Origin of the sequence: Micromonospora tarensis (genome assembly GCF_016803395.1) — a bacterium.
Taxonomy (GTDB): domain Bacteria; phylum Actinomycetota; class Actinomycetes; order Mycobacteriales; family Micromonosporaceae; genus Micromonospora; species Micromonospora tarensis.
The window spans coordinates 1-19,475 of record NZ_JAEVHL010000117.1 but is presented as its reverse complement, the minus strand read 5'-3'; the positions used below and the strand labels follow the sequence as shown (position 1 = coordinate 19,475).

At 71.1% G+C, this 19,475-nt stretch carries 18 protein-coding genes and 1 pseudogene; 7 read left to right on the top strand and 12 right to left on the bottom strand.

Annotated features, from left to right (window positions below; translation table 11 throughout):
• Positions 1-15 precede the first annotated feature (15 nt).
• On the bottom strand, positions 16-666 hold the full coding sequence (locus JM949_RS21190; protein ID WP_203150129.1) for a histone deacetylase: 651 nt from the start codon (positions 664-666) through the stop codon (positions 16-18).
• Positions 667-908: 242 nt separating this feature from the next.
• Between JM949_RS21190 and JM949_RS21185 the strand changes: the two genes are divergently transcribed.
• Positions 909-2,273 (top strand): diguanylate cyclase, encoded by a 1,365-nt coding sequence (locus JM949_RS21185; protein WP_238433597.1) that lies wholly within the window; start codon positions 909-911, stop codon positions 2,271-2,273.
• Positions 2,274-2,377: 104 nt separating this feature from the next.
• Here the strand turns inward: JM949_RS21185 and JM949_RS21180 are convergent, their stop codons facing one another.
• A complete protein-coding gene (locus tag JM949_RS21180) occupies positions 2,378-3,439 on the bottom strand; it encodes an aspartate-semialdehyde dehydrogenase (protein ID WP_203150127.1) in 1,062 nt (353 codons plus the stop codon).
• A 5-nt stretch (positions 3,440-3,444) separates the two neighbouring features.
• The gene (locus JM949_RS21175; RefSeq protein WP_203150126.1) at positions 3,445-4,710 is read right to left on the bottom strand and encodes an aspartate kinase; all 1,266 of its coding nucleotides are present in this window, start codon (positions 4,708-4,710) and stop codon (positions 3,445-3,447) included.
• Between the two features lie 258 nt (positions 4,711-4,968).
• Here JM949_RS21175 and JM949_RS21170 point away from each other — a divergent pair, with 258 nt between their 5' ends.
• The 3 genes from JM949_RS21170 (at position 4,969) to leuA (ending at position 8,478) form a co-directional block, all read left to right on the top strand.
• On the top strand, positions 4,969-5,757 hold the full coding sequence (locus JM949_RS21170) for a hypothetical protein (protein WP_309232256.1): 789 nt from the start codon (positions 4,969-4,971) through the stop codon (positions 5,755-5,757).
• 84 nt (positions 5,758-5,841) lie between these two features.
• A complete protein-coding gene (locus JM949_RS21165; protein WP_203150125.1) occupies positions 5,842-6,372 on the top strand; it encodes a nitroreductase family protein in 531 nt (176 codons plus the stop codon).
• Between the two features lie 342 nt (positions 6,373-6,714).
• Positions 6,715-8,478 carry a 2-isopropylmalate synthase gene (gene leuA / locus JM949_RS21160; protein ID WP_407664795.1) on the top strand — a complete coding sequence of 588 codons (1,764 nt, stop codon included), beginning with the start codon at positions 6,715-6,717 and terminating at the stop codon, positions 8,476-8,478.
• 38 nt (positions 8,479-8,516) lie between these two features.
• Here leuA and JM949_RS21155 read toward each other — a convergent pair whose 3' ends face one another.
• Positions 8,517-10,019 (bottom strand): MFS transporter, encoded by a 1,503-nt coding sequence (locus JM949_RS21155; protein ID WP_203150123.1) that lies wholly within the window; start codon positions 10,017-10,019, stop codon positions 8,517-8,519.
• 107 nt (positions 10,020-10,126) lie between these two features.
• On the opposite strand from JM949_RS21155, the gene JM949_RS21150 reads away from it, so the two are divergent.
• Together JM949_RS21150 and JM949_RS21145 are read left to right on the top strand one after the other, a co-directional pair.
• The gene (locus JM949_RS21150; protein ID WP_203150122.1) at positions 10,127-10,786 is read left to right on the top strand and encodes an HNH endonuclease family protein; all 660 of its coding nucleotides are present in this window, start codon (positions 10,127-10,129) and stop codon (positions 10,784-10,786) included.
• The gene (locus tag JM949_RS21145; protein ID WP_203150131.1) at positions 10,762-11,151 is read left to right on the top strand and encodes a hypothetical protein; all 390 of its coding nucleotides are present in this window, start codon (positions 10,762-10,764) and stop codon (positions 11,149-11,151) included. Before JM949_RS21150 ends, JM949_RS21145 begins: the two co-directional genes overlap by 25 nt.
• Positions 11,152-11,209: 58 nt before the next feature.
• On the opposite strand, the gene JM949_RS21140 is transcribed toward JM949_RS21145, so the two are convergent.
• The 7 genes from JM949_RS21140 to JM949_RS21110 all read right to left on the bottom strand — a co-directional run bounded on the left by JM949_RS21140 (position 11,210) and on the right by JM949_RS21110 (position 18,304).
• A complete protein-coding gene (locus JM949_RS21140; RefSeq protein ID WP_203150121.1) occupies positions 11,210-12,310 on the bottom strand; it encodes an ABC transporter ATP-binding protein in 1,101 nt (366 codons plus the stop codon).
• Positions 12,307-13,293: an ABC transporter ATP-binding protein gene (locus tag JM949_RS21135; RefSeq protein WP_203150120.1), complete on the bottom strand. Its 987-nt coding sequence runs from the start codon at positions 13,291-13,293 to the stop codon at positions 12,307-12,309. Before JM949_RS21135 ends, JM949_RS21140 begins: the two co-directional genes overlap by 4 nt.
• 52 nt (positions 13,294-13,345) lie before the next feature.
• Positions 13,346-14,305 carry an ABC transporter permease gene (locus JM949_RS21130; protein ID WP_203150130.1) on the bottom strand — a complete coding sequence of 320 codons (960 nt, stop codon included), beginning with the start codon at positions 14,303-14,305 and terminating at the stop codon, positions 13,346-13,348.
• Positions 14,306-14,370: 65 nt separating this feature from the next.
• Positions 14,371-15,378: an ABC transporter permease gene (locus JM949_RS21125; RefSeq protein WP_203150119.1), complete on the bottom strand. Its 1,008-nt coding sequence runs from the start codon at positions 15,376-15,378 to the stop codon at positions 14,371-14,373.
• Between the two features lie 98 nt (positions 15,379-15,476).
• Positions 15,477-17,150, bottom strand: coding sequence for an ABC transporter substrate-binding protein (locus JM949_RS21120; protein ID WP_203150118.1), 1,674 nt, complete (start codon positions 17,148-17,150; stop codon positions 15,477-15,479).
• Positions 17,151-17,393: 243 nt separating this feature from the next.
• On the bottom strand, positions 17,394-17,987 hold the full coding sequence (gene recR, locus JM949_RS21115) for a recombination mediator RecR (RefSeq protein ID WP_030328135.1): 594 nt from the start codon (positions 17,985-17,987) through the stop codon (positions 17,394-17,396).
• Positions 17,988-17,995: 8 nt separating this feature from the next.
• Positions 17,996-18,304: a YbaB/EbfC family nucleoid-associated protein gene (locus JM949_RS21110; protein ID WP_238433593.1), complete on the bottom strand. Its 309-nt coding sequence runs from the start codon at positions 18,302-18,304 to the stop codon at positions 17,996-17,998.
• 213 nt (positions 18,305-18,517) lie between these two features.
• On the opposite strand from JM949_RS21110, the gene JM949_RS21105 reads away from it, so the two are divergent.
• Positions 18,518-19,195, top strand: coding sequence for a DUF998 domain-containing protein (locus JM949_RS21105; protein WP_203150116.1), 678 nt, complete (start codon positions 18,518-18,520; stop codon positions 19,193-19,195).
• Here JM949_RS21105 and JM949_RS21100 read toward each other — a convergent pair.
• Positions 19,192-19,475 (bottom strand): annotated as a pseudogene (locus JM949_RS21100) (DNA polymerase III subunit gamma and tau); the annotation flags it as partial. The gene JM949_RS21105 and the pseudogene JM949_RS21100 sit on opposite strands and share 4 nt — an antisense overlap.

The following is a 19,475-nucleotide window of genomic DNA, read 5'->3' as shown; positions in this document are numbered from 1 at the left end:
GCGGCGGGCGGCGGGTCAACCGTCGGCCACCGCCTCGGTGACCAGGGCGGCGAGGGCCTCCGGCGGCCAGCCGTCCGCCACCCCGGGCCGAGCCGCCAGATAGTCGGTGATCCGCTCGGCCGGCCAGCCGTGCGACTCGCGCAGGCCACGGGCGATCATGCTGAGGTAGATCGACGCGGGCGGCCGACACCGCGCGACCGACACCCCGTCGGGTGCGGTGAAGGTGAGCATCGGTACGTCGTCGCGGCTGCCCGGACAGAGCAACGTCTCGTACCGCCCGGGGCCGAGGGTGGCGCGTCCGACGGCGACGGCCGCGTCGATGGCCGCGCCGGTCGCCGGAATCAGGCCGGCGCTGTCGCCCGCCGGGCGGTACATCTCCTGTGCCGCGATGTCGGTGAACTGCTCCACCGTGACCAGGTAGGCACGGGCGGCGGCCTCGCCCGGCAGGTCCGGGTCGTAGAAGGCCATCCCACCGGTCCAGGCCCGGGACTCGCCGGCGAAGTAGACGCCACCGGGCAGCGACACCGGGGCCGACCGGCTCGGTGGGCGCCGGTCTCGGCAGCCGGGGTACGTCCGCTTGCCGCCGGGTGGGCAGCCGCCACCGATGTACCAGCCCAGCCGCGCGGCGTGCATGTTGGAGCCGTACGCGACGTACCAGACCAGCATGCGTCGCCTCCTGAACGGCGGGAGCCTCCACGCTAGCGCCGGCCGGCACGTCCCGGCGGCGCCTGCCCACAGGCTGGGTCCACAGCCTGTGGATAGCACGTGTGTACGAAGACCGGTCGGTTCCGGCCGCCGTGAGTACGCTTGATCGCGCGGTTCGGCGCTGGCCGGGCCCCTCCCCTACCTGGAACGACGTGCGAGTGGATCATCAGCGAGTCATCCGTGACGTCACCGTCCGCCTGCCGATGGCGTCGAGCGCGCTGGAGGCCTGTCGGTGGACGGTCACCGCGCTGTCCCGGCACACCCCGGCGACCATCTCCGTGCTGCTCGCGGTCCACGACCGGCTGCGCTGCGTCGCGGCGACCGGGGCCTGGCAGGTGTTCGCCACCGTGCCGGCCCGGACCGGCATCGTCGGCCGGGTGCACGCGACCGGTGCCGCCGCCGTCGTCCCCGACGTCACAGTCGACCCGGACTACCTACCGGTACGCCCCGACGTGACCGCCGAGCTGTGTGTGCCGGTGCTGGACCCGGCCGGCCAGGCGATCGGCGTACTCGACCTGCAATGGAGCGAGCCGACCGACCTGGAGCCGTGGCGGGAGGTCGCGCGGCGGCTGGCCGACCGGCTCGGCTCGCGGATCGCCGCGCTCGGTGGCCCACCCGCGGAGAGCCGCAGCGAGAAGCTGCTCCGGCACGCCGCCGCACTCTCCGCCGCGCCGACCGAGGGGGAGGTGCTGGGCGTGGCCGCCCGCGCCGCCCGGGAGGTGTCCACCCTCTCCACCGCGATCCTGCTGCTGGCCGGTCAGCTCGGCCCGTCCCCGGCCACGCCGAGCGAGCTGGAGACCCGGGTCCGCGCCGAGCTGTCCCAGGCGGGCCCGGTCGCCCTGGACCGGATGGTCGACCGGGCACACCGGTACGGGGCCGGGTACACGCTGGGCGAGGCGGGGCATTCCCCGACCGAGGATTACCGACCACTGACCCGGGCGGGGGTACGCACGCTGGTCGCCGTACCGGTCGGCCCGGCGGAGGCCGGCGGCGTGCTGCTGGTCGCCGACGAGCGCGCGCTGCGCCCGGACCCGACCACTGTCAGTCTGATGGAGCTGCTCGCCGGGCAGGCCTGGACCAGCGTCGACCGGCTCCGCACCCTGGCCCGGCTGCGAGAGCAGGCCAGCTCGGACCCGCTCACCGGGTTGCGGCACACCGGCCCGTTCGGGCAGCGGATCGCCGGGGCGACCCCCGGGCGTACGGCCCTGCTGGCGATCGACGTGGACGGCTTCAAGACCGTCAACGACACGTACGGCCACCAGGCCGGCGACCGGGTGCTGGTCGGGTTGGCGCGGGCTCTGGAGGGGGCGCTGCGGCACGGCGACGAGCTGTACCGGATCGGCGGCGACGAGTTCGTCGCCGTGATCGAGGTGAGCCGCCCGGAGGAGGCGGTCCGGATCGCCGAACGGTTGACCGAGGCGGCCCGACGGATCGGCCGCACGATCAGTGTGGGCGTCGCACTGCCCCGCCCCGGCGAGTCCCCGGACCGCACCCTCAGGCGCGCCGACCAAGCCCTCTACGCGGTGAAACGCCAGGGCCGCGACGGCGTACGCCTAGCCGCCGCCTAACCCACCCCACCCCACCCCCACTCGGCGTTGATCATGAGGTTATCGCCACGTCGCGCGGCGTGTCGTGGCGACAACTTCATGATCGACGAGGTGAACCCGGGCCGTCAGGGGGTGCGGAGTTCCTTGGCCAGGAGTTCGGCGATCTGGGCGGTGTTGAGGGCGGCACCCTTGCGGAGGTTGTCGCCGGTGACGAAGAAGTCGAGGGCGCGGGGGTCGTCCAGGGCACGGCGGATCCGGCCGACCCAGGACGGGTCGGTGCCGACCGCGTCGATCGGCATCGGGAACTCCCCGGCCGCCGGATCGTCGACCAGGATCACCCCCGGTGCGTTGCGCAGCGCCTCGCGCGCGCCCTCGGCGTCCACCTCGGTGGCGAAGACCGCGTGCACGGCCACCGAGTGGGCGGTGACCACCGGCACCCGCACGCAGGTGGCGGAGACCTTGAGGTCGGGCAGGCCGAGGATCTTCCGCGACTCGTTGCGGATCTTCATCTCCTCCGACGACCAGCCGCTGTCCGCCGGGGAGCCGGCCCAGGGCACCACGTTGAGCGCCAGCGGCGCCGGGAACGGGCCGAGGTCGTCGCCGACCGCCTGGCGCACGTCACCGGTCCGCGAGCCGAGCGCCCGGTCGCCGGCGACCTTGGTGAGCTGGTCGTGCAGGATGTCGACGCCGGACTTGCCGGCGCCGGAGACCGCCTGGTAGGAGGCGAGCACCAGCTCCCGCAGCCCGTACTCGCGGTGCAGCGGCGCGACCGCGATGATCATCGCGAGCGTGGTGCAGTTGGCGTTGGCGATGATGCCCCGGGGCCGGTTGCGGACCTGGTCGGGGTTGATCTCCGGAACGACCAGCGGGACGTCCCGGTCCATCCGGAACGCGCCGGAGTTGTCGACCGCGATCGCGCCCCGGGAGACGGCGATCGGCGCCCACTCGGCGGAGACCTCGTCGGGCACGTCGAACATGGCCACGTCGACCCCGTCGAACGCCTCGGGGGTCAGCGCCTGGACGACGAGTTCCTCGCCGCGGCAGCGCACCCGACGCCCGACCGAGCGCTCGGAGGCCAGCAGCCGGATCTCGCCCCAGACGTTGCGCCGGCCGGTGAGCAGCTCACACATCACGGTGCCGACGGCACCGGTCGCCCCGACCACGGCGAGGGTCGGCAGCCCCGACACGGGCGCTACCTACCCGTCCCCGCGTAGACCACGGCTTCGGTATCGCCGCCCAGCTCGAACGCGTCATGGATGGCGCGGACGGCGGCGTCGAGGTCGGTGTCCCGGCAGACCACGGAGACCCGGATCTCCGAGGTGGAGATCATTTCGATGTTGACCCCGGCCGCGCCGAGCGCGGCGAAGAACCCGGCGGCCACGCCGGGGTGCGAGCGCATGCCGGCGCCGATCAGCGAGACCTTGCCGACGTGGTCGTCGTAGAGCAGGCCCTTGAACTTGACCGGCTCCTGGATCTTGCTGAGCGCGGCCATCGCGGTCGGGCCGTCGGCCTTGGGCAGGGTGAACGAGATGTCCGTCCGGCCGGTGCCCTCGGTGGAGACGTTCTGCACGATCATGTCGATGTTGATCTCGGCGCCCGCGACGGTGTCGAAGATCCGCGCGGCGGCACCCGGCTCGTCGGGCACCCCGACGATCGTGATCTTGGCCTCGCTGCGGTCGTGCGCGACCCCGGTGATCAGTGCCTGCTCCACGGAAGGGTCCTCCATCGATCCGGTGACCATCGTGCCGGTGTTGGTCGAGTATGACGAACGGACGTGGATCGGCAACCCCGCCCGTCGGGCGTACTCCACGCTACGCAGGTGCAGCACCTTCGCGCCGCAGGCGGCCAGCTCCAGCGTCTCCTCGTAGGTGATCTGCTGGATGTGCCGGGCGTTCGGCACGATCCGCGGGTCGGCGGTGAAGATGCCGTCCACGTCGGTGTAGATCTCGCACACGTCGGCGTGCAGGGCGGCGGCGAGCGCCACGGCGGTGGTGTCCGAACCACCCCGGCCCAGCGTGGTGACGTCCTTGGTGTCCTGCGAGACGCCCTGGAAGCCGGCCACGATGACCACCGAGCCCTCGTCGAGCGCGCCCTTGAGCCGCCCGGGGGTGACGTCGATGATCCGGGCGCGGCCGTGCACCGAGGTGGTGATCACGCCGGCCTGCGAACCGGTGAACGAGCGGGCTTCGTACCCCAGGTTGTGGATGGCCATGGCGAGCAGCGCCATGGAGATCCGCTCGCCGGCGGTGAGCAGCATGTCCAGCTCGCGGCCGGGCGGCAGCGGGCTGACCTGGTTGGCCAGGTCGAGCAGCTCGTCGGTGGTGTCCCCCATCGCGGAGACCACCACCACCACGTCGTCGCCGGCCTTGCGGGCGGCCACGATGCGCTCGGCCACCCGCTTGATCCGCTCGGCGTTGGCGACGGAGGACCCGCCGTACTTCTGCACCACGAGTGCCACGACGGTGCACTCCCTCCCAGTGACCCTGAGCGTGCCGACGCCGCCGGAACCGGGGCCGGCGGCGCGTGTCAGACCCCTTGAGGGTATCCGGCGGGCAACGACGCCGGGTCAGGTGATCCCACGATCCGGCCCGGACGTGCCCGGCCCGGCCGGGCCCACCAGGTCGGGAGGCACCCGGGGCGGCGCGGTCCGACACGCCGGAGCCGGCACGACGGACGTCGACCCCCACCGACCGCCCGCACCCACCAGAATGGGCCGGTGCCCGCCCTCATCCGCCCGACCGGCCGTGTGCTCGGGCCGCTCGTGTTCGCCCTGCCGCTGCTCGTGGTCGCCTGCTCCGGCGCGCAGCCTCCGACCCCGCCACCCGCCGACCCCGGGCCGATCGAGGTGGACGCGGCGCGCGAGGAGTTGGCCGCGCTGGCCGCCGCCGCCCAGGACCGCCACCTGGTCGCCCAGTACGTGTACAGCCAGGCCGACCAGCCGGACCGCACCCTCGTCTTCACCAGTGCGAACGACGGCAGTTGGCGGGTCGACGTGCCAGCGGGCGCGTTGGGTGGCACGGTCGACGTCTCGATGGCCAGCACGACCGACGGGTTGTTCCAGTGCGCCCTGCCGTCGGCCGGTCACGCGGAGTCGGCCCGGTGCGTACGCCTGGGTGACCGCGACGACGCGATCCCACGCCGGTCGGACCCCCGGGTCCAGCACCCGCTCACCGACTGGCTGGACGTGCTCACCGACCGACGCGCACCGTTGGCGGTGGCCCTGGCCAGCGCGCCCGAGGGCGTGACCGGCACCTGCTACTCGGTGGACTCCACCTCGGCCTCGCTCAACGCCCCGCTGGATGTGGGCATCTACTGCTACGACCGGGACGGCACCCCGACCGGCGTCCGAACTCAGGCCGGAACGCTGCGGCTGGCCGCGCCACCCGGCCCGGCGCCGGCCACCGTGCAGCTGGCCGGGCCGGTGGTGGCCGACGCGGAGCCACTCGACACGGCGGCACCGCCGACTCCCGACCCGTCGGACAGCCCGAGCGCGGGAACGTCCTGATCTTCGTCCCGTTACGGGTGCTCTTGCCCACATTTGAACACCCTCATCGAGGGGGCGAATCCCCCATACGGGACGATCTGTCGTATGGCCGATCTCACCCCGCTGCTCGCCTACCGCTGGAGTCCACGGGCCTTCGACCCGGTCGCCGAGCTGACCCCGGACGAGGCGGCATCGCTGTTGGAGGCCGCCCGCTGGGCGCCGTCGGCAGGAAACGGACAGCCCTGGCGGTTCGCCCTCGGCCACCGGGACGACGAGACCTGGAAACGGATCCTGACCAGTCTCCCGGGCGGTGACCAGAGCTGGGTCCGGCACGCCGCGATCCTGGTGGTCGGCGCGCACACCGGCGGCGACGCCGAGCGGGCCGCGTACGACCTGGGCCAGGCGATCGCCCACCTGACCGTCCAGGCCACCGCGCTCGGCCTGCACGTTCACCAGCTCGTCCGCTTCGACCGGGCTGGTCTCGCCAGCGAACTCGCCCTGCCCGACGGGGTCCGCCCGCTGGTGGTCGCCGCCGTCGGACGGCTCGGGGATCCGTTCGGTCTCCCGGCCGAACTCCGCGTGCTCGAGACCGGCCTGCGGCACCGCCGGCCGGTCGCCGACCTGCTGCTCGCCTGAGTGCGCCCAGCGGCTCACCCGCCGCCGCCGCACCGGAGCTTCGTGCGGCGGCGGCCTGGGCTGACCCTGGAGCCGGAGCGGGTCGTGATTCCGGTCCCACAGTTCGGACGCGCCTTCCCAGGCCCCATCCCATCACGTAGTGTCACTCTGTCATGTGGCAGGCGCACCTCCTCCTTGGTCGCCGCGACGAGGCCTGACGGCCGGCACCTCGTCGCGGAGTCGGATCGCGCCGCCCATCAGCACCGCAGCACACATCTCGGCCCGCCGGGCAGCGACGCACGGCAGTGACGCCGATCTGTCCGATTGCTGAAACGCCACATGACCTCACGGGAGCACTCCGCCATGGCTCATCCAGCCGGCACCACGCCCGACGCTGAAACCGATCCGATCGCCCGGCAGCGCCCGAGCCGGATGCCGTACCACCGCTACCAGCCGTACCAGCAGCAGGTTCGGGTCGAACTGCCCGACCGCACCTGGCCCACCCGCACCGTCGAAGCCGCCCCACGCTGGTGCGCGGTGGATCTCCGCGACGGCAACCAGGCCCTGATCGACCCGATGTCGCCGGAGCGCAAGCGCCGGATGTTCCAGTTGCTGGTCCAGATGGGCTACAAGGAGATCGAGGTCGGCTTCCCGTCGGCCAGCCAGACCGACTTCGATTTCGTCCGGCAGCTCATCGAAGAGGACATGATCCCGGACGACGTCACCATCCAGGTGCTCACCCAGTGCCGGGAGCACCTGATCGAGCGGACGTTCGAGTCGCTGCGCGGCGCGAAGCGGGCCATCGTGCACTTCTACAACTCGACCTCCACCCTCCAGCGGCGGGTGGTCTTCGGCCTGGACAAGGACGGCATCGCCGACATCGCCACCACCGGGGCCCGGCTCTGCCAGAAGTACGCGGAGATCCACACCCCGGACACGGACATCTACTACGAGTACTCGCCGGAGTCGTACACGGGCACCGAGCTGGAGTACGCGCTGGAGGTCTGCTCCCGGGTGATCGACGTGATCGACCCGACGCCCGACCGTCCGCTGATCATCAACCTGCCGGCCACCGTCGAGATGGCCACCCCCAACGTGTACGCCGACTCGATCGAGTGGATGCACCGGCACCTGCCGCGCCGGGACAGCGTGGTGCTGAGCCTGCACCCGCACAACGACCGGGGCACCGGGGTCGCCGCCGCCGAGCTGGGCCTGTTGGCCGGCGCGGACCGCATCGAGGGCTGCCTGTTCGGCAACGGTGAGCGCACCGGCAACGTCGACCTGGTGACCCTGGGGCTCAACATCTTCTCCCAGGGCATCGACCCGATGATCGACTTCTCGAACATCGACGAGATCCGGCGAGCCGTCGAGTACTGCAACCAGTTGCCCGTCCACGAGCGCCACCCGTACGCGGGCGACCTGGTCTACACCGCCTTCTCCGGTTCCCACCAGGACGCCATCAAGAAGGGCTTCGACGCGCTCGTCGCCGACGCGAAGGCGGCCGGCGTACCGGTGGACGAGCACACCTGGGCCGTGCCGTACCTGCCGATCGACCCGAAGGACCTGGGCCGCACCTACGAGGCGGTCATCCGGGTCAACTCGCAGTCCGGCAAGGGCGGCGTCGCGTACATCATGAAGAGCGAGTACCAACTGGACCTGCCGCGCCGGCTCCAGATCGAGTTCTCCGGCGTGGTGCAGCAGGTCACCGACCACAACGGTGGCGAGGTGGACCCGCGCGCCATGTGGGAGATCTTCGCAACCCACTACCTGCTCGGCCACCAGCCCGACCCGGCGGTCCGGCTGGACGGCTACACGATCCGCACCGCCGACGGCAAGGTGGAGATCGAGGCCGAGGTCGGTGTGGGCACCGAGCGGCGGTCGCTCACGGCGATCGGCAACGGCCCGATCGACGCGTACGTCAACGCGCTCGTCTCCGTCGGAGTGGGCGTACGGGTGCTCGACTACCACGAGCACGCGCTCTCCTCCGGTGGCGACGCGCAGGCCGCCGCGTACCTGGAGTGCGAGGTGGACGGGAAGCCGGTCTGGGGTGTCGGCACCGACGCCAACATCGTCACCGCCTCGATCAAGGCGGTAACCAGCGCCGTCAACCGGGCTCGCGCCAGCTGAGCAGGGCAAATAGGAGGGGCCCGACCCGGGGGCCCCTCCTATTTCCGTCGGGCCGGCGGCGTGGCGGCGGGCAGCGAGTGACAGGGCTGGGACGGCGGGGCCTCCCGGTTCGGTCGGTGGATCAGCACCAGGGCCAGCACCGCGCCGGCCACGAGCAGCCCGGCGCACCACTCCATCGCGCCCCGGAACGCGTCGGTCAGCTCGGCCTTCTGCTCGTACCCCCCACCGGAGAGGCCGACCAGCAGCGGCAGCGCCGCCACCGCGAGCAGACCGCCGGCCCGGGACGCCGCGTTGTTGAAGCCGCTGGCCACCCCGGAGAACCGGTCCTGCACGGCGGCCAGCACCGATGCGGTAAGCGGGGCCACGACCAGGGTCAGCCCGATGCCGAAGAGCAGCACCCCGGGCAGCACGTCGCGCCAGTACGACGCGCCCGGTCCGACGCCGCGCAGCAGCAGCAGACCGACTGCGGCGATCACCGGCCCGACGGTCAGCTGGAGCCGGGGACCGATCCGCGCGGACAGCGCACCGGACCGGGCCGACCCGACCAGCAGCAGCACTGTCATCGGCAGCAGCGCGATGCCGGTGCGGAAGGCCGACCACCCGACCACGTTCTGCAGGTAGACGGCGAAGAAGAAGGTGAAACCGCCGAGCGCCGCGTAGACGACCACTGTGAAGATGTTCAGCACCGAGAAGAGCCGGCTGCTGAACAGCCCGGTGGGCAGCATCGCCGCGTCGCCGCGTCGCCGTTCGAGCAGCACGAAGGCCACCGCGGACAGCACCCCGACCAGCGCCGCGACCAGCACCGGGGCCGAGTCGAAGCCGCGCGCCGGGGCGTCGATCAGGGCGTAGGTGACACCGGCGAGGGCGAGCGCTCCGAGCAGGGCTCCGGTGACGTCGAACCGCCGTCGGGTCCGTCCCGGCCCGGCGGTCCGGGAGGCGCTCTCGTCCCGGCTCTCCGGCACCCAGCGCAGCGCGGCCAGCACCACCAGCACGGCGATCGGCAGGTTGAGGAAGAAGATCCAGCGCCAGGAGAGCGCGTCGATCAGCCAGCCACCGATGAACGGGCCCAGCGCGGTGGACACACCGGACAGCCCGGCCCACGCGCCGATCGCCCGGCCTCGGTCGTCCGGATGGAAACTGGCCTGGAGCACCGACAGCGACCCGGGGGTGAGCAACGCGCCGCCGGCGCCCTGGAGGAACCGGGCGGCGATCAGCCAGCCCGTGCCCTGGGCCAGCCCGCACAGCACGGAGGCGGCGGTGAACCAGACCACGCCGACGAGGAAGACGCGGCGCCGGCCGAAGCGGTCCCCGAGTGCGCCGCCGAGCAGCACGAACGCCGCCAGCATGAGCAGGTAGCCGTTGACGGTCCACTGGAGATCCGCCACGTTCGCGCCGAGGTCCTGCCCGAGCTTCGGCAGCGCCACGTTGACGACTGTGCTGTCCAGGAAGACCATGCCGGAGGCGAGTACGGCAGCGAGCAGGGTGCCCCGGCCGGCGGTGGTGCCCATCCGGAGGGTGGACGCCGGTACGGGTGTGGTCATCCCCCCAATCTTCCTTGCATCATGTGGGAGACGCCACGAAACGCCGAAACCATCCCCGGGTACTGTGCGCAATCGCCGGAAGCCCCCAAGCTGGAGAGGTGTCGTCTGTGCGTACCAGATCAGGACCGCGAGCGGCGGTGGCCGCGCTCGCCGCGGCGCTGGCGCTCGGCGTGGCCGGTTGCGTCCCGCCGGATGAGCCGGACACTCCGCCGCCGCCGAGCGACGGTGGCAACGCCGCGGAGCAGCTCGGTGGGCTGACCGTCGCCGCCGCCGGCTCGATGAAGGGCTACAGCCGGGAGCGCTTCCCGCACTGGCGGGACACCGGCAAGAACTGCGACGTCCGGGACAGCATCCTCCAGCGCGATGGCAAGGACGTGAAGCTCTCCGGCTGCAACGTGGTCGGTGGGCGCTGGGAGAGCGTGTACGACGGTCGCAGCTTCTCGGATCCCTCCGACGTGGACATCGACCACATGGTGCCGTTGGCCAACGCGTGGCGCTCGGGTGCCGACGAGTGGGACAACGCGAAGCGCGGGGATTTCGCGAACGACACCACCCGTCCGCAGCTCTTCGCGGTTTCCGCGTCCTCCAACCGGGCAAAGGGTGACCAGGACCCGTCCCAGTGGAAACCGGCGAACCGATCGTACTGGTGCAAATACGCCGAGAACTGGGTGGCGGTCAAGCACTACTGGCGGCTCACGGTGACCAGTGCCGAGAAGGCCGCCCTGACCGACATGTTGGAGGGCTGTTCAGTGGGAAGCAATTCGTGACGGCCGCCGGGGAGAACGGCCCGGCCGCCGCCGGCATGACCGCCGACGGCAGCGCCCAGACCCCCGCCGCGGTACCGGGCGCCGGCATGGTCGCGGATTCGGGTGGCGCGGCCGGCCCGCAGAGCCGGACCGCCGACATCGTGCCCGGCCCGGGTGGCGTGATGACCGACGAGGTCGGTGTCGTCACCGGCGACCTGACCCTGCGCACCGAGTACGCGGACGGCAAGGTCACAGTGCGGGTGCAGTACAAGGACGCGGACGAGTGGTACGCGGTGACCGGCGGTTCGGTCGCGCTGGCCGACCCGGCGGGGCTGGACGCGGTGCACGGCGTCGCGGTGGGGCTGCTGCACCGCCCCGAGGGCTGAGCCACCCACCCACCGCGAACCAGGGGCCGTCCCGGTCACCGAACGGCCCCCGGTGGCGTCACGGGGTCGGGATCAACTCGCCCGGCGGGTCGACCGGACCGGTGCCGTCGGTCGGGCGGACCAGCTCCACCTCGACCTCGTGCGGCCGGATCCGACCAGCGGCGATCTCCTCGGCGAAGTGGCAGGCCACCCGGTGCCCGCCGACCACGTCGCGCAGCTCCGGCCGCTCGTCGGCGCACCGGGTCGGCTGCGCCCACGGGCATCGGGTGTGGAACCGGCAGCCGGACGGCGGGTTGGTCGGCGAGGGCAGGTCGCCGGCGAGCAGGATCCGCTCCCGGCGGTCCTCGACGACCGGGTCGGGCACCGGCACCGCGGACATCAGCGCCCGGGTGTACGGGTGCATCGGCTCGCGGTAGAGGTCGTCGCTGGACGCCTCCTCCACCAACCCGCCCAGGTACATCACGCCCACCGTGTCGGCGATGTGCCGGACCACCGCCAGGTCGTGCGCGATGATCAGATACGTCAGGCCGCGCTCGTTCTGGAGGTCTTCGAGCAGGTTGAGCACCTGGGCCTGGATCGACACGTCCAGCGCGGAGACCGGCTCGTCGGCGACGATCAGGTCCGGGTTGAGCACCAGTGCCCGGGCGATGCCGATCCGCTGGCGCTGGCCGCCGGAGAACTCGTGCGGGTACTTGCTGAGGGCCGACGCGGGCAGGCCGACCGCCTCCAGCGTCTCGCGCAGCCGCCGGTTCGTCTCTGCCTTGTCGCCGGCCAACCCGTGCGCCTTGAGGCCCTCCACCAGCAGTGACTCCACCGACTGTCGGGGGTCGAGGCTGGAGAGCGGGTCCTGGAAGATCATCTGCATTCGGCGGCGGGCCTGCCGCATCGCCTCGCCCTTGAGCGCGCGGACGTCGGTGCCGTCGAAGACGATCTCACCGTCGGTGGGTTCGACGAGCCGCAGCAGGCCCCGACCCAACGTCGACTTGCCGCAGCCCGACTCGCCGACCAGGCCGTACGTCTCGCCCTTGCGGATGCTCAGCGACACGCCGTCCACGGCGTAGACGTACCCGACGGTCCGGTCGAAGAGCAGGCCGCTCTTGATCGGAAAGTGGACCTTGACGTCGCGCAGCTCGATCAGCGGAGTGGTCTCTTCGGTCATCGGACCGCCACCTCCTCGGAGACGGGGTTGTTGCAGCGGAGGTCGCCGCCGCCGGCGGTGGGTTCGAGCGGCGGGGGCCCTTCCAGGCACGCGTCCACGACGTTGTCGCAGCGCGGCGCGAACGCGCACCCCTCGGCCCACGGGATGTTGTCGGCGACCGAACCACGGATCGCGTGCAGCCGCTCACCTCGCGGTGAGTCGAGCCGGGGCACCGAGTTGAGCAGGCCGTGCGTGTACGGGTGCCGGGCGTGCGCGAACAGCTCGTGCCGTGGCGCCCGCTCGACCACCTTGCCGCCGTAGAGCACGTTGACGGTGTCGCAGAGCCCAGCCACCACACCCAGATCGTGCGTGATCATGACCAGCGCGGTGCCGGTCTCGTCGACCAACTGCTTGAGCAGGGTGAGGATCTGCGCCTGGATGGTCACGTCGAGCGCCGTGGTCGGCTCGTCGGCGATCAGCAACCGAGGCTTGCAGGCCAGCGCGATGGCGATCAGCGCGCGCTGGCGCATCCCACCGGAGATCTGGTGCGGGTACTCGCTGAGTCGCCGCTGCGGGTCGGGGATGCCGACCGCGTCGAGCAGGTCCCGCGACTCCCGTAGCGCCTGCTTGCGATCCCGGCCCTGGTGACGCTCCAACACCTCGGCCACCTGGATGCCGATCGGGATGACCGGGTTCAGCGAGGAGAGCGGGTCCTGGAAGATCATGCTGATCTCCCGGCCGCGCCGGTCGCGCAGGTCGTCCGGGCGCAGCCTCAGCAGGTCGGTGCCCTCGAAGAGCACCTCCCCGGTGACCTTGTTACCCCGCTTGGGCAGCAGGCCCATGATGGCCAGGCTGGTCACGCTCTTGCCGCAGCCGGACTCGCCGACCAGGCCGACGGTCTGCCCGGGCTCCACGGTGAAGCTGACCTTGTCCACGGCGGTGAAGGGCCGTTCGCCACGCCGCTGGAACACGACGCTCAGGTCACGGACGTCAAGCAGGCTCATCGGGTCACTTCCTCACTGCTGTGGTCCTTCGCTCGCGATGCGCGCACGGTGGTCACCGCCGGTTCTTCGGGTCGATCGCCTCGCGCATCGCCTCACCCAGCAGGGTGAAGCCGAGCGCGACCACGATGATCGCGAGTGCGGGGTAGTACGCCAACTCCGGGCGGACCTCGAAATAGCGCTGACCGTCGACACCGAGCATCAGGCCCCACTCGGCCCGGTTGATGTCCGGGTCGCCGAGGCCCAGGAAGGAGAGCGCCGCGGCGTCCAGGATGGCCACCGCGAAGGTCAGGGTGGCCTGGACGATCACCGCGGTCAGCGAGTTGGGCAGCATGTGCCGCAACACGATGTTGCGCTCCTTGACGCCGAGCGCGCGGGCGGCGAGCACGTGGTCGCTCTCCCGCTGGGCCAGCATCGAGCCGCGCAACAACCGGGCGAAGATCGGCACGCTCACGATGGCCACCGCGAAGATGACCGTCCACTGGCTGGACCGGCTCGCCAACGCGACCAGGGTGATCGCGAGCAGCAGGCTCGGCAGGGCCAGCATCACGTCGGTGAGACGCATCAGCACCACGTCGACCCAGCCGCCGAAGGCGCCGGCGATCGCGCCGATCAGCACGCCGAGCGCCAGGCCGATGAGGGTGGCGAGCACGCCGACGAAGAGCGTCTGCCGGGCTCCGTAGATCATCCGGGAGAGAAAGTCCCGGCCGAGCGGGTCGGAGCCGAACGGGAACTCGCTGCTGGAGCCCGGGATGGTGTCGACTGTCAGGTTCTTCGTCAGCTCGTCGAAGCGCTGCACCGGGTCGTGCGGCGCGATCAGCGGAGCGAAGATCGCCATCAGCACGAACAGCGCCACGATGGTGGCGCCGACGATGGCGACCGGGTTACGCCGCAGCCGGCGCGCGGCGTCCCGGACCAGGCTGATGCCGCCCCGGTCGGACGCGCTGGCCTGGGCCAGTTCGTCCAGTCGGGCCTTCTTGCGGTCACCGAGCAGGCCGATGCTGCGCTCGCTCATGCCGGGGCGTGGCTTGTCGTCGCCGCTGCGGGGGGCCGGCGTGCCGGCCTGGGTGGTGGGGTCACTCATCGCACACGCACCCTCGGGTCGATGAAGGCGTAGGAGAGGTCGACCAGCAGGTTGACCACGACGAAGACCAGCGCGGCGAGCAGGATGATCGCCTGGAGCACCGGGTAGTCCCGGCCGCCGCTGATCGAGTCGGTGATCAGCGTGCCGAGGCCGCCCCAGTTGTACACCTTCTCGGTGAGCACCGCGCCGGAGAGCAGCGCGCCGGTCTGCAACCCGATGGTGGTGACCACCGGCAGCAGCGCGTTGCGCAGGATGTGTCGGCCGCGGATGGTGCGGTGCCGCAGGCCCTTGGCCTCGGCGGTCCGTACGTAGTCCTCGTTGAGCACGTCGAGCACGCTGGCCCGGGTGATCCGCACGATCACCGCCAGCGGGATGGTGGCCAGCGTGACCGCCGGCAGGATCAGGTGCCACAGCGCGTCGGCGCTGGCGTCGAACTCGCGGGTCAGCAGCCCGTCCAGGACGAAGAAGCCGGTGACGTTGGTGTTGTCCAGACCGGTGGTGAGCCGCCCGGACGGCGGGAACCAGTGGATGTTCTGGGTGAAGACGTCCTTGAGCAGGTAGCCCAGGAAGAAGATCGGGATCGAGATGCCGAGCAGCGTGCCGGCGATGGTGAGGTTGTCCAGCGCCCGTCCGCGCCAGCGGGCGGCGAGGTAGCCGAGCGGCACGCCGAGGCCGACCGCGATGATCATCGCGGCCAGGGCCAGCTCGATGGTGGCCGGGAACGCGCGGCTGATGACCTCGGTGACCGGGTCACCGGTCCGGATCGAGTTGCCGAAGTCGCCGGTCAGCACTCGCTGCATGAATTTGCCGTACTGCACCAGGATCGGCTGGTCGTAGCCGAGCGCCTTGGTCAGCAGGGCGCGACGCTCGGGCGTGGCCCGCTCGCCGAGCAGTGCCTCGACCGGGCCACCGGGCAGGTTCCGCAGCCAGATGAAGATCAGCGCCGACAGCGCCATCAGGGTCACCACCAACTGCAGCAGTCGGCGGACTATGACTCGCAACATCTCTCACACACCAGACTCTCGATGGTCGCGCGATCGGCCCGGGCCGGAAGGAACCCCGGACCCGGGCCGATCACGCCTACGGCGTCAGCCGGAAAACGTCACTTGCTGACGCTTACCGTGTTGAACCGCTCGTCGGTCAGCGGGCTGGCAACCAGACCCTTGACATCCTTGGTGACGACGATCGCCGGCGGCGCGTGCCAGACCGGCACGGCCGGCAGCCACTTGGCGGCGATGTCCCGGTTGACCTGCTCCCAGGCCGCCTTCTTGCCGGCGTCGTCGACAGTGGCGTCCGCCTTGGCGATGGCGTCGAACATCTCGGTCATCGCCTGGTCGCCGAACTCGGCCTTGGCCCGGCCGAAGAACGTGCCGACGAAGTTGCCCGGGTCGTTGTAGTCGCCGGTCCAGCCGAGGATGTGCAGGTCGTGCTTGCCGAACTGCTGCACGTCGTCCTTGAAGCCGCCGTTCCACGGGCGAGGCGTCGCGTTGACCTTGATGCCCACGGCCTGGAGGTCGTTGGCGAGGACGGTGAAGATCTCCTGCGGGTTCGGCATGTACGGCCGGGAGACGTCCGGCGGGTAGTAGAAGTTGAGCGTCAGACCCTCGGCGCCAGCCTCCTTGAGGAGCTGCTTGGCCTTCTCCGGGTTGTACTCGTACTTCTGCACGTCCGGGGCGTACCCGAGCACGGTGTCCGGCAGGAACTCGTCGGCGACCTTGGCGCCACCCGGGCCCTTGGTCTGCACCAGCTGCTGGCGGTTGAGCGCGTAGGCGATCGCCTGCCGCACCCGCAGGTCCTTGAGCTTCGGGTTCTTCTGGTTCAGGCCCAGGTAGAGGACGTTGAACGCCGGGCGGTTGATGACCTGGAAGCCCTCGCTCTCGAGCGCCTTGCGGTCGGCCGGGGCCGGGAAGTCGATGCCCTGCACGGTGCCGGCGCGGAGCTCCTGCTTACGGGTGCTCTCGTCCTTGATGATCTTGATGATCATCTTGTCCACCTTGGCCTTCTCGCCATAGTAGTCGGCGTTCCGGTTCAGGGTGATCTCGTTCTTGGCCTTGTCCCAGCCACCGAAGGTGAACGGGCCGGTGCCCACCGGGTTGGTGGTGGCGAAGGCGCTGTACTCGAACGAGTCGCCGCTCTGCTTCACCGTGTTCGCGTCGTACTTCTTCAGCGCTTCCGGGCTGGCGATCGAGAGCGAGGTCAGCGCGAAGGCACCGGGGAAGGCGCCCTTGTACTTGTTCAGGGTCAGGACGGCGGTCCCGTCGTCCTTGGCCTCGCACTTGTTGTAGATCGACTCGCCGGCGCCCTCGGCCTCGTTCTTCGCGAACCCACCGAAGGTGTCCATGTAGTAGATCATCTGGGACTGGGCGGCAGCGCCCTTCATGTTGTACCAGCGGTCGAAGTTGAAGCAGACCGCGGCGGCGTTGAACGGCGTACCGTCGTGGAACTTCACGCCCTGGCGCAGCTTGAAGGTCCAGACCTTGCCCGCCGGGTCGTGCTCCCAGCTCTCGGCCAGGCCGCCCTGGAGCTCAGCGGTGCCCGGCTTGTGGCTCACCAGGGTGTCGAACATCTGCCGGACCGGCCGGAACGACTCACCGTCGTCGTTGAAGATCGGATCGAAGTTCTTCGGGTCACCGGCACCCGCGAAGATGAAGGTGCCGCCAGTCTTGGCCTCGCCACTGTCACTGTCGCGGTCGCTCTGCGCGCAGCCGGCCGCGCCGACCGCCAGTGCGGCAACGGCCGCGATGGCCACAGCCGTTTTTAGCCTTCTCGCCTGCATCTCTCACCTCTGTCATGCGGATGACCACACCGAGTTGTGGCTCGGTCCGTGTGCGGGAGGCTATGACATGTCACAAGGAAGCGGAACGGGCGTTAGGCAATCGCTATCAAGCCGACACCTTGCGCGGAGATCTGACAGTCGACGCCGCGGCGACGACATCAAGCGACACATCGATGCGTGCCGGCTCCGGCACCACGACGGAGGTGGCATCGTCGGAGACGACACCACCCCCACGGGTACGAATCAGACCGCGCGACGCCCCTCGAAGGCCCGACCGAGGGTGATCTCGTCGGCGTACTCCAGATCGCCGCCGACCGGCAGCCCACTGGCCAGCCGGGTCACCGAGATGCCCATCGGCTTCACCATCAGCGCCAGGTAGGTGGCGGTCGCCTCGCCCTCGGTGTTCGGATCGGTGGCCAGGATCAACTCCCGCACCCCGCCACCGCCGAGCCGGATCATCAGCTCCCGGATGCGCAGATTGTCCGGGCCGATCCCCTCCAGCGGATTGATCGCGCCGCCGAGCACGTGATAGCGACCGCGGAACTCACCCGTCCGCTCGATCGCCACCACGTCCTTGGGCTCTTCCACCACGCACAGCACCTCGTCGGTGCGGCGCGGGTCGCGGCAGATCCGGCACTGCTCGGACTCGGCCACGTTGTAGCAGGTAGTGCAGAACCGGACCAGCTCCTTGACCTTGCGCAGCGCGCCGGCCAGCCGGTTGACGTCGGCCGGATCCGCCGAGAGGACGTGGAACGCGATCCGCTGGGCGCTCTTCGGACCCACGCCCGGCAGCCGACCCAGTTCGTCGATCAGATCCTGGATGGCACCTTCGTACATCTGCCGGCTCAGAAACCGGGCAGGCCGAGGCCGCCCATGCCGCCGGCGACCGGGCCCATCTTGCGCTCGGTCAGCTCCCGGGCCGCCTCGGCGGCGTTGTGCACGGCCGCGACGACCAGGTCCTCAAGCGTCTCCACGTCGTCCGGGTCGACGGCCTTCGGGTCGATCTTGATGGCCTTCAGTTCACCGGCACCGGAGACGGTCGCCGTGACCAGCCCACCACCGGCGGTGCCGGTCAGCTCGGCCTCGGCCAGCTCGGCCTGGGCGGCGGCGATCTGCTGCTGCATCTTCTGCGCCTGCTTCAGCATCTGCTGCATGTTGGACTGTCCACCTGGGCGCACGGGATGGCTCCTTCTCGCACTCGTCTGCTCGACCGCCGATCAGCCTATCCGCTGGGACCGACCCCACCCCGGCCGGTGCGTCCGTCCGCGCCGGGATCGGACCGACCTGCCGGGTACGGCTACCACCACCCCCAACCGGGCGGCTACGGGTAGTGCGCCGAAGCCCGCCGCACTGGTCTGCTCGATTGCATGAACCTCAACCGCACCGGCCGGGTCGGCGCGCTGTGCTGGGTCGCGGCCGCACCCCTGTTCCTGGCCGCCAGCCTGGTCACCGGGCTGCGGTGGCGCGAGCCGACCTACAGCTGGGCCATCCACAACATCAGCGACCTCGGCAACGCCCACTGCGGGATCTGGGACACCACCCGACCCCGCTACGTCTGCTCGCCCTGGCACCCACTGATGAACGCCGCGACAGTGGTCACCGCCGTACTGCTCGCCACCGGGCTGCTGCTGACCTGGCGGCTCCTCGGCCGCGGCGCTGTGGTGCGCTCGGCCCAAACCCTCCTGCTGGCGGCCACCGCCGGGTACGCCCTGGCGGCCCTCTACCCGGCCGACGTCGACGAGAACCGGCACGTCCTCGGGGCCTTCCTGATCATGGGCCTGGGCAACGTCGGGCTGCTGCTCGCCGGCCTCGCCCCGCGCGCCACGACGCTCGGCAGGTGCCGACGGCTCACCCTCAGCGCCGGGCTCGTCGCGCTGGCGGGGACGGTGCTGTTCGTCGCCCAGCAGGGCCTCGGGCTCGGCGTGGGCGGCATGGAGCGGGTCGCCGTGCTGCCCTTCCCGATCTGGGCCTGCTGCCTCGGCGTCCTGCTCGCCGAGGTACCGGCCGACCGGACGCGTCCCACCCGGTCGGCGGTGCCGACCTAACGGGCGTCGACCTCGTTGATCTTCTCGGCGCCGAAGGTCTCCCGGAGCAGCCGCACCGCCTGCTCCTCGCTGGATTCCCGGGCGGTCTTCTCGTCGATGACCTCGTCCAACGGCTCGTCGCCCGGGTCGAACCCCTCGTAGGCCGGGGTCGCCGCCGCCGCTGCGCCGGGCCGGCCACCGCGCGGACCGTCGAAGTCCGGGTCGTAGGGCGGCTCGCCGGCCCATTCGGCGTCCGCGACGGGCCGGGCCGCCGCTCCGGTACGCGCACCGCGCCCCGCCG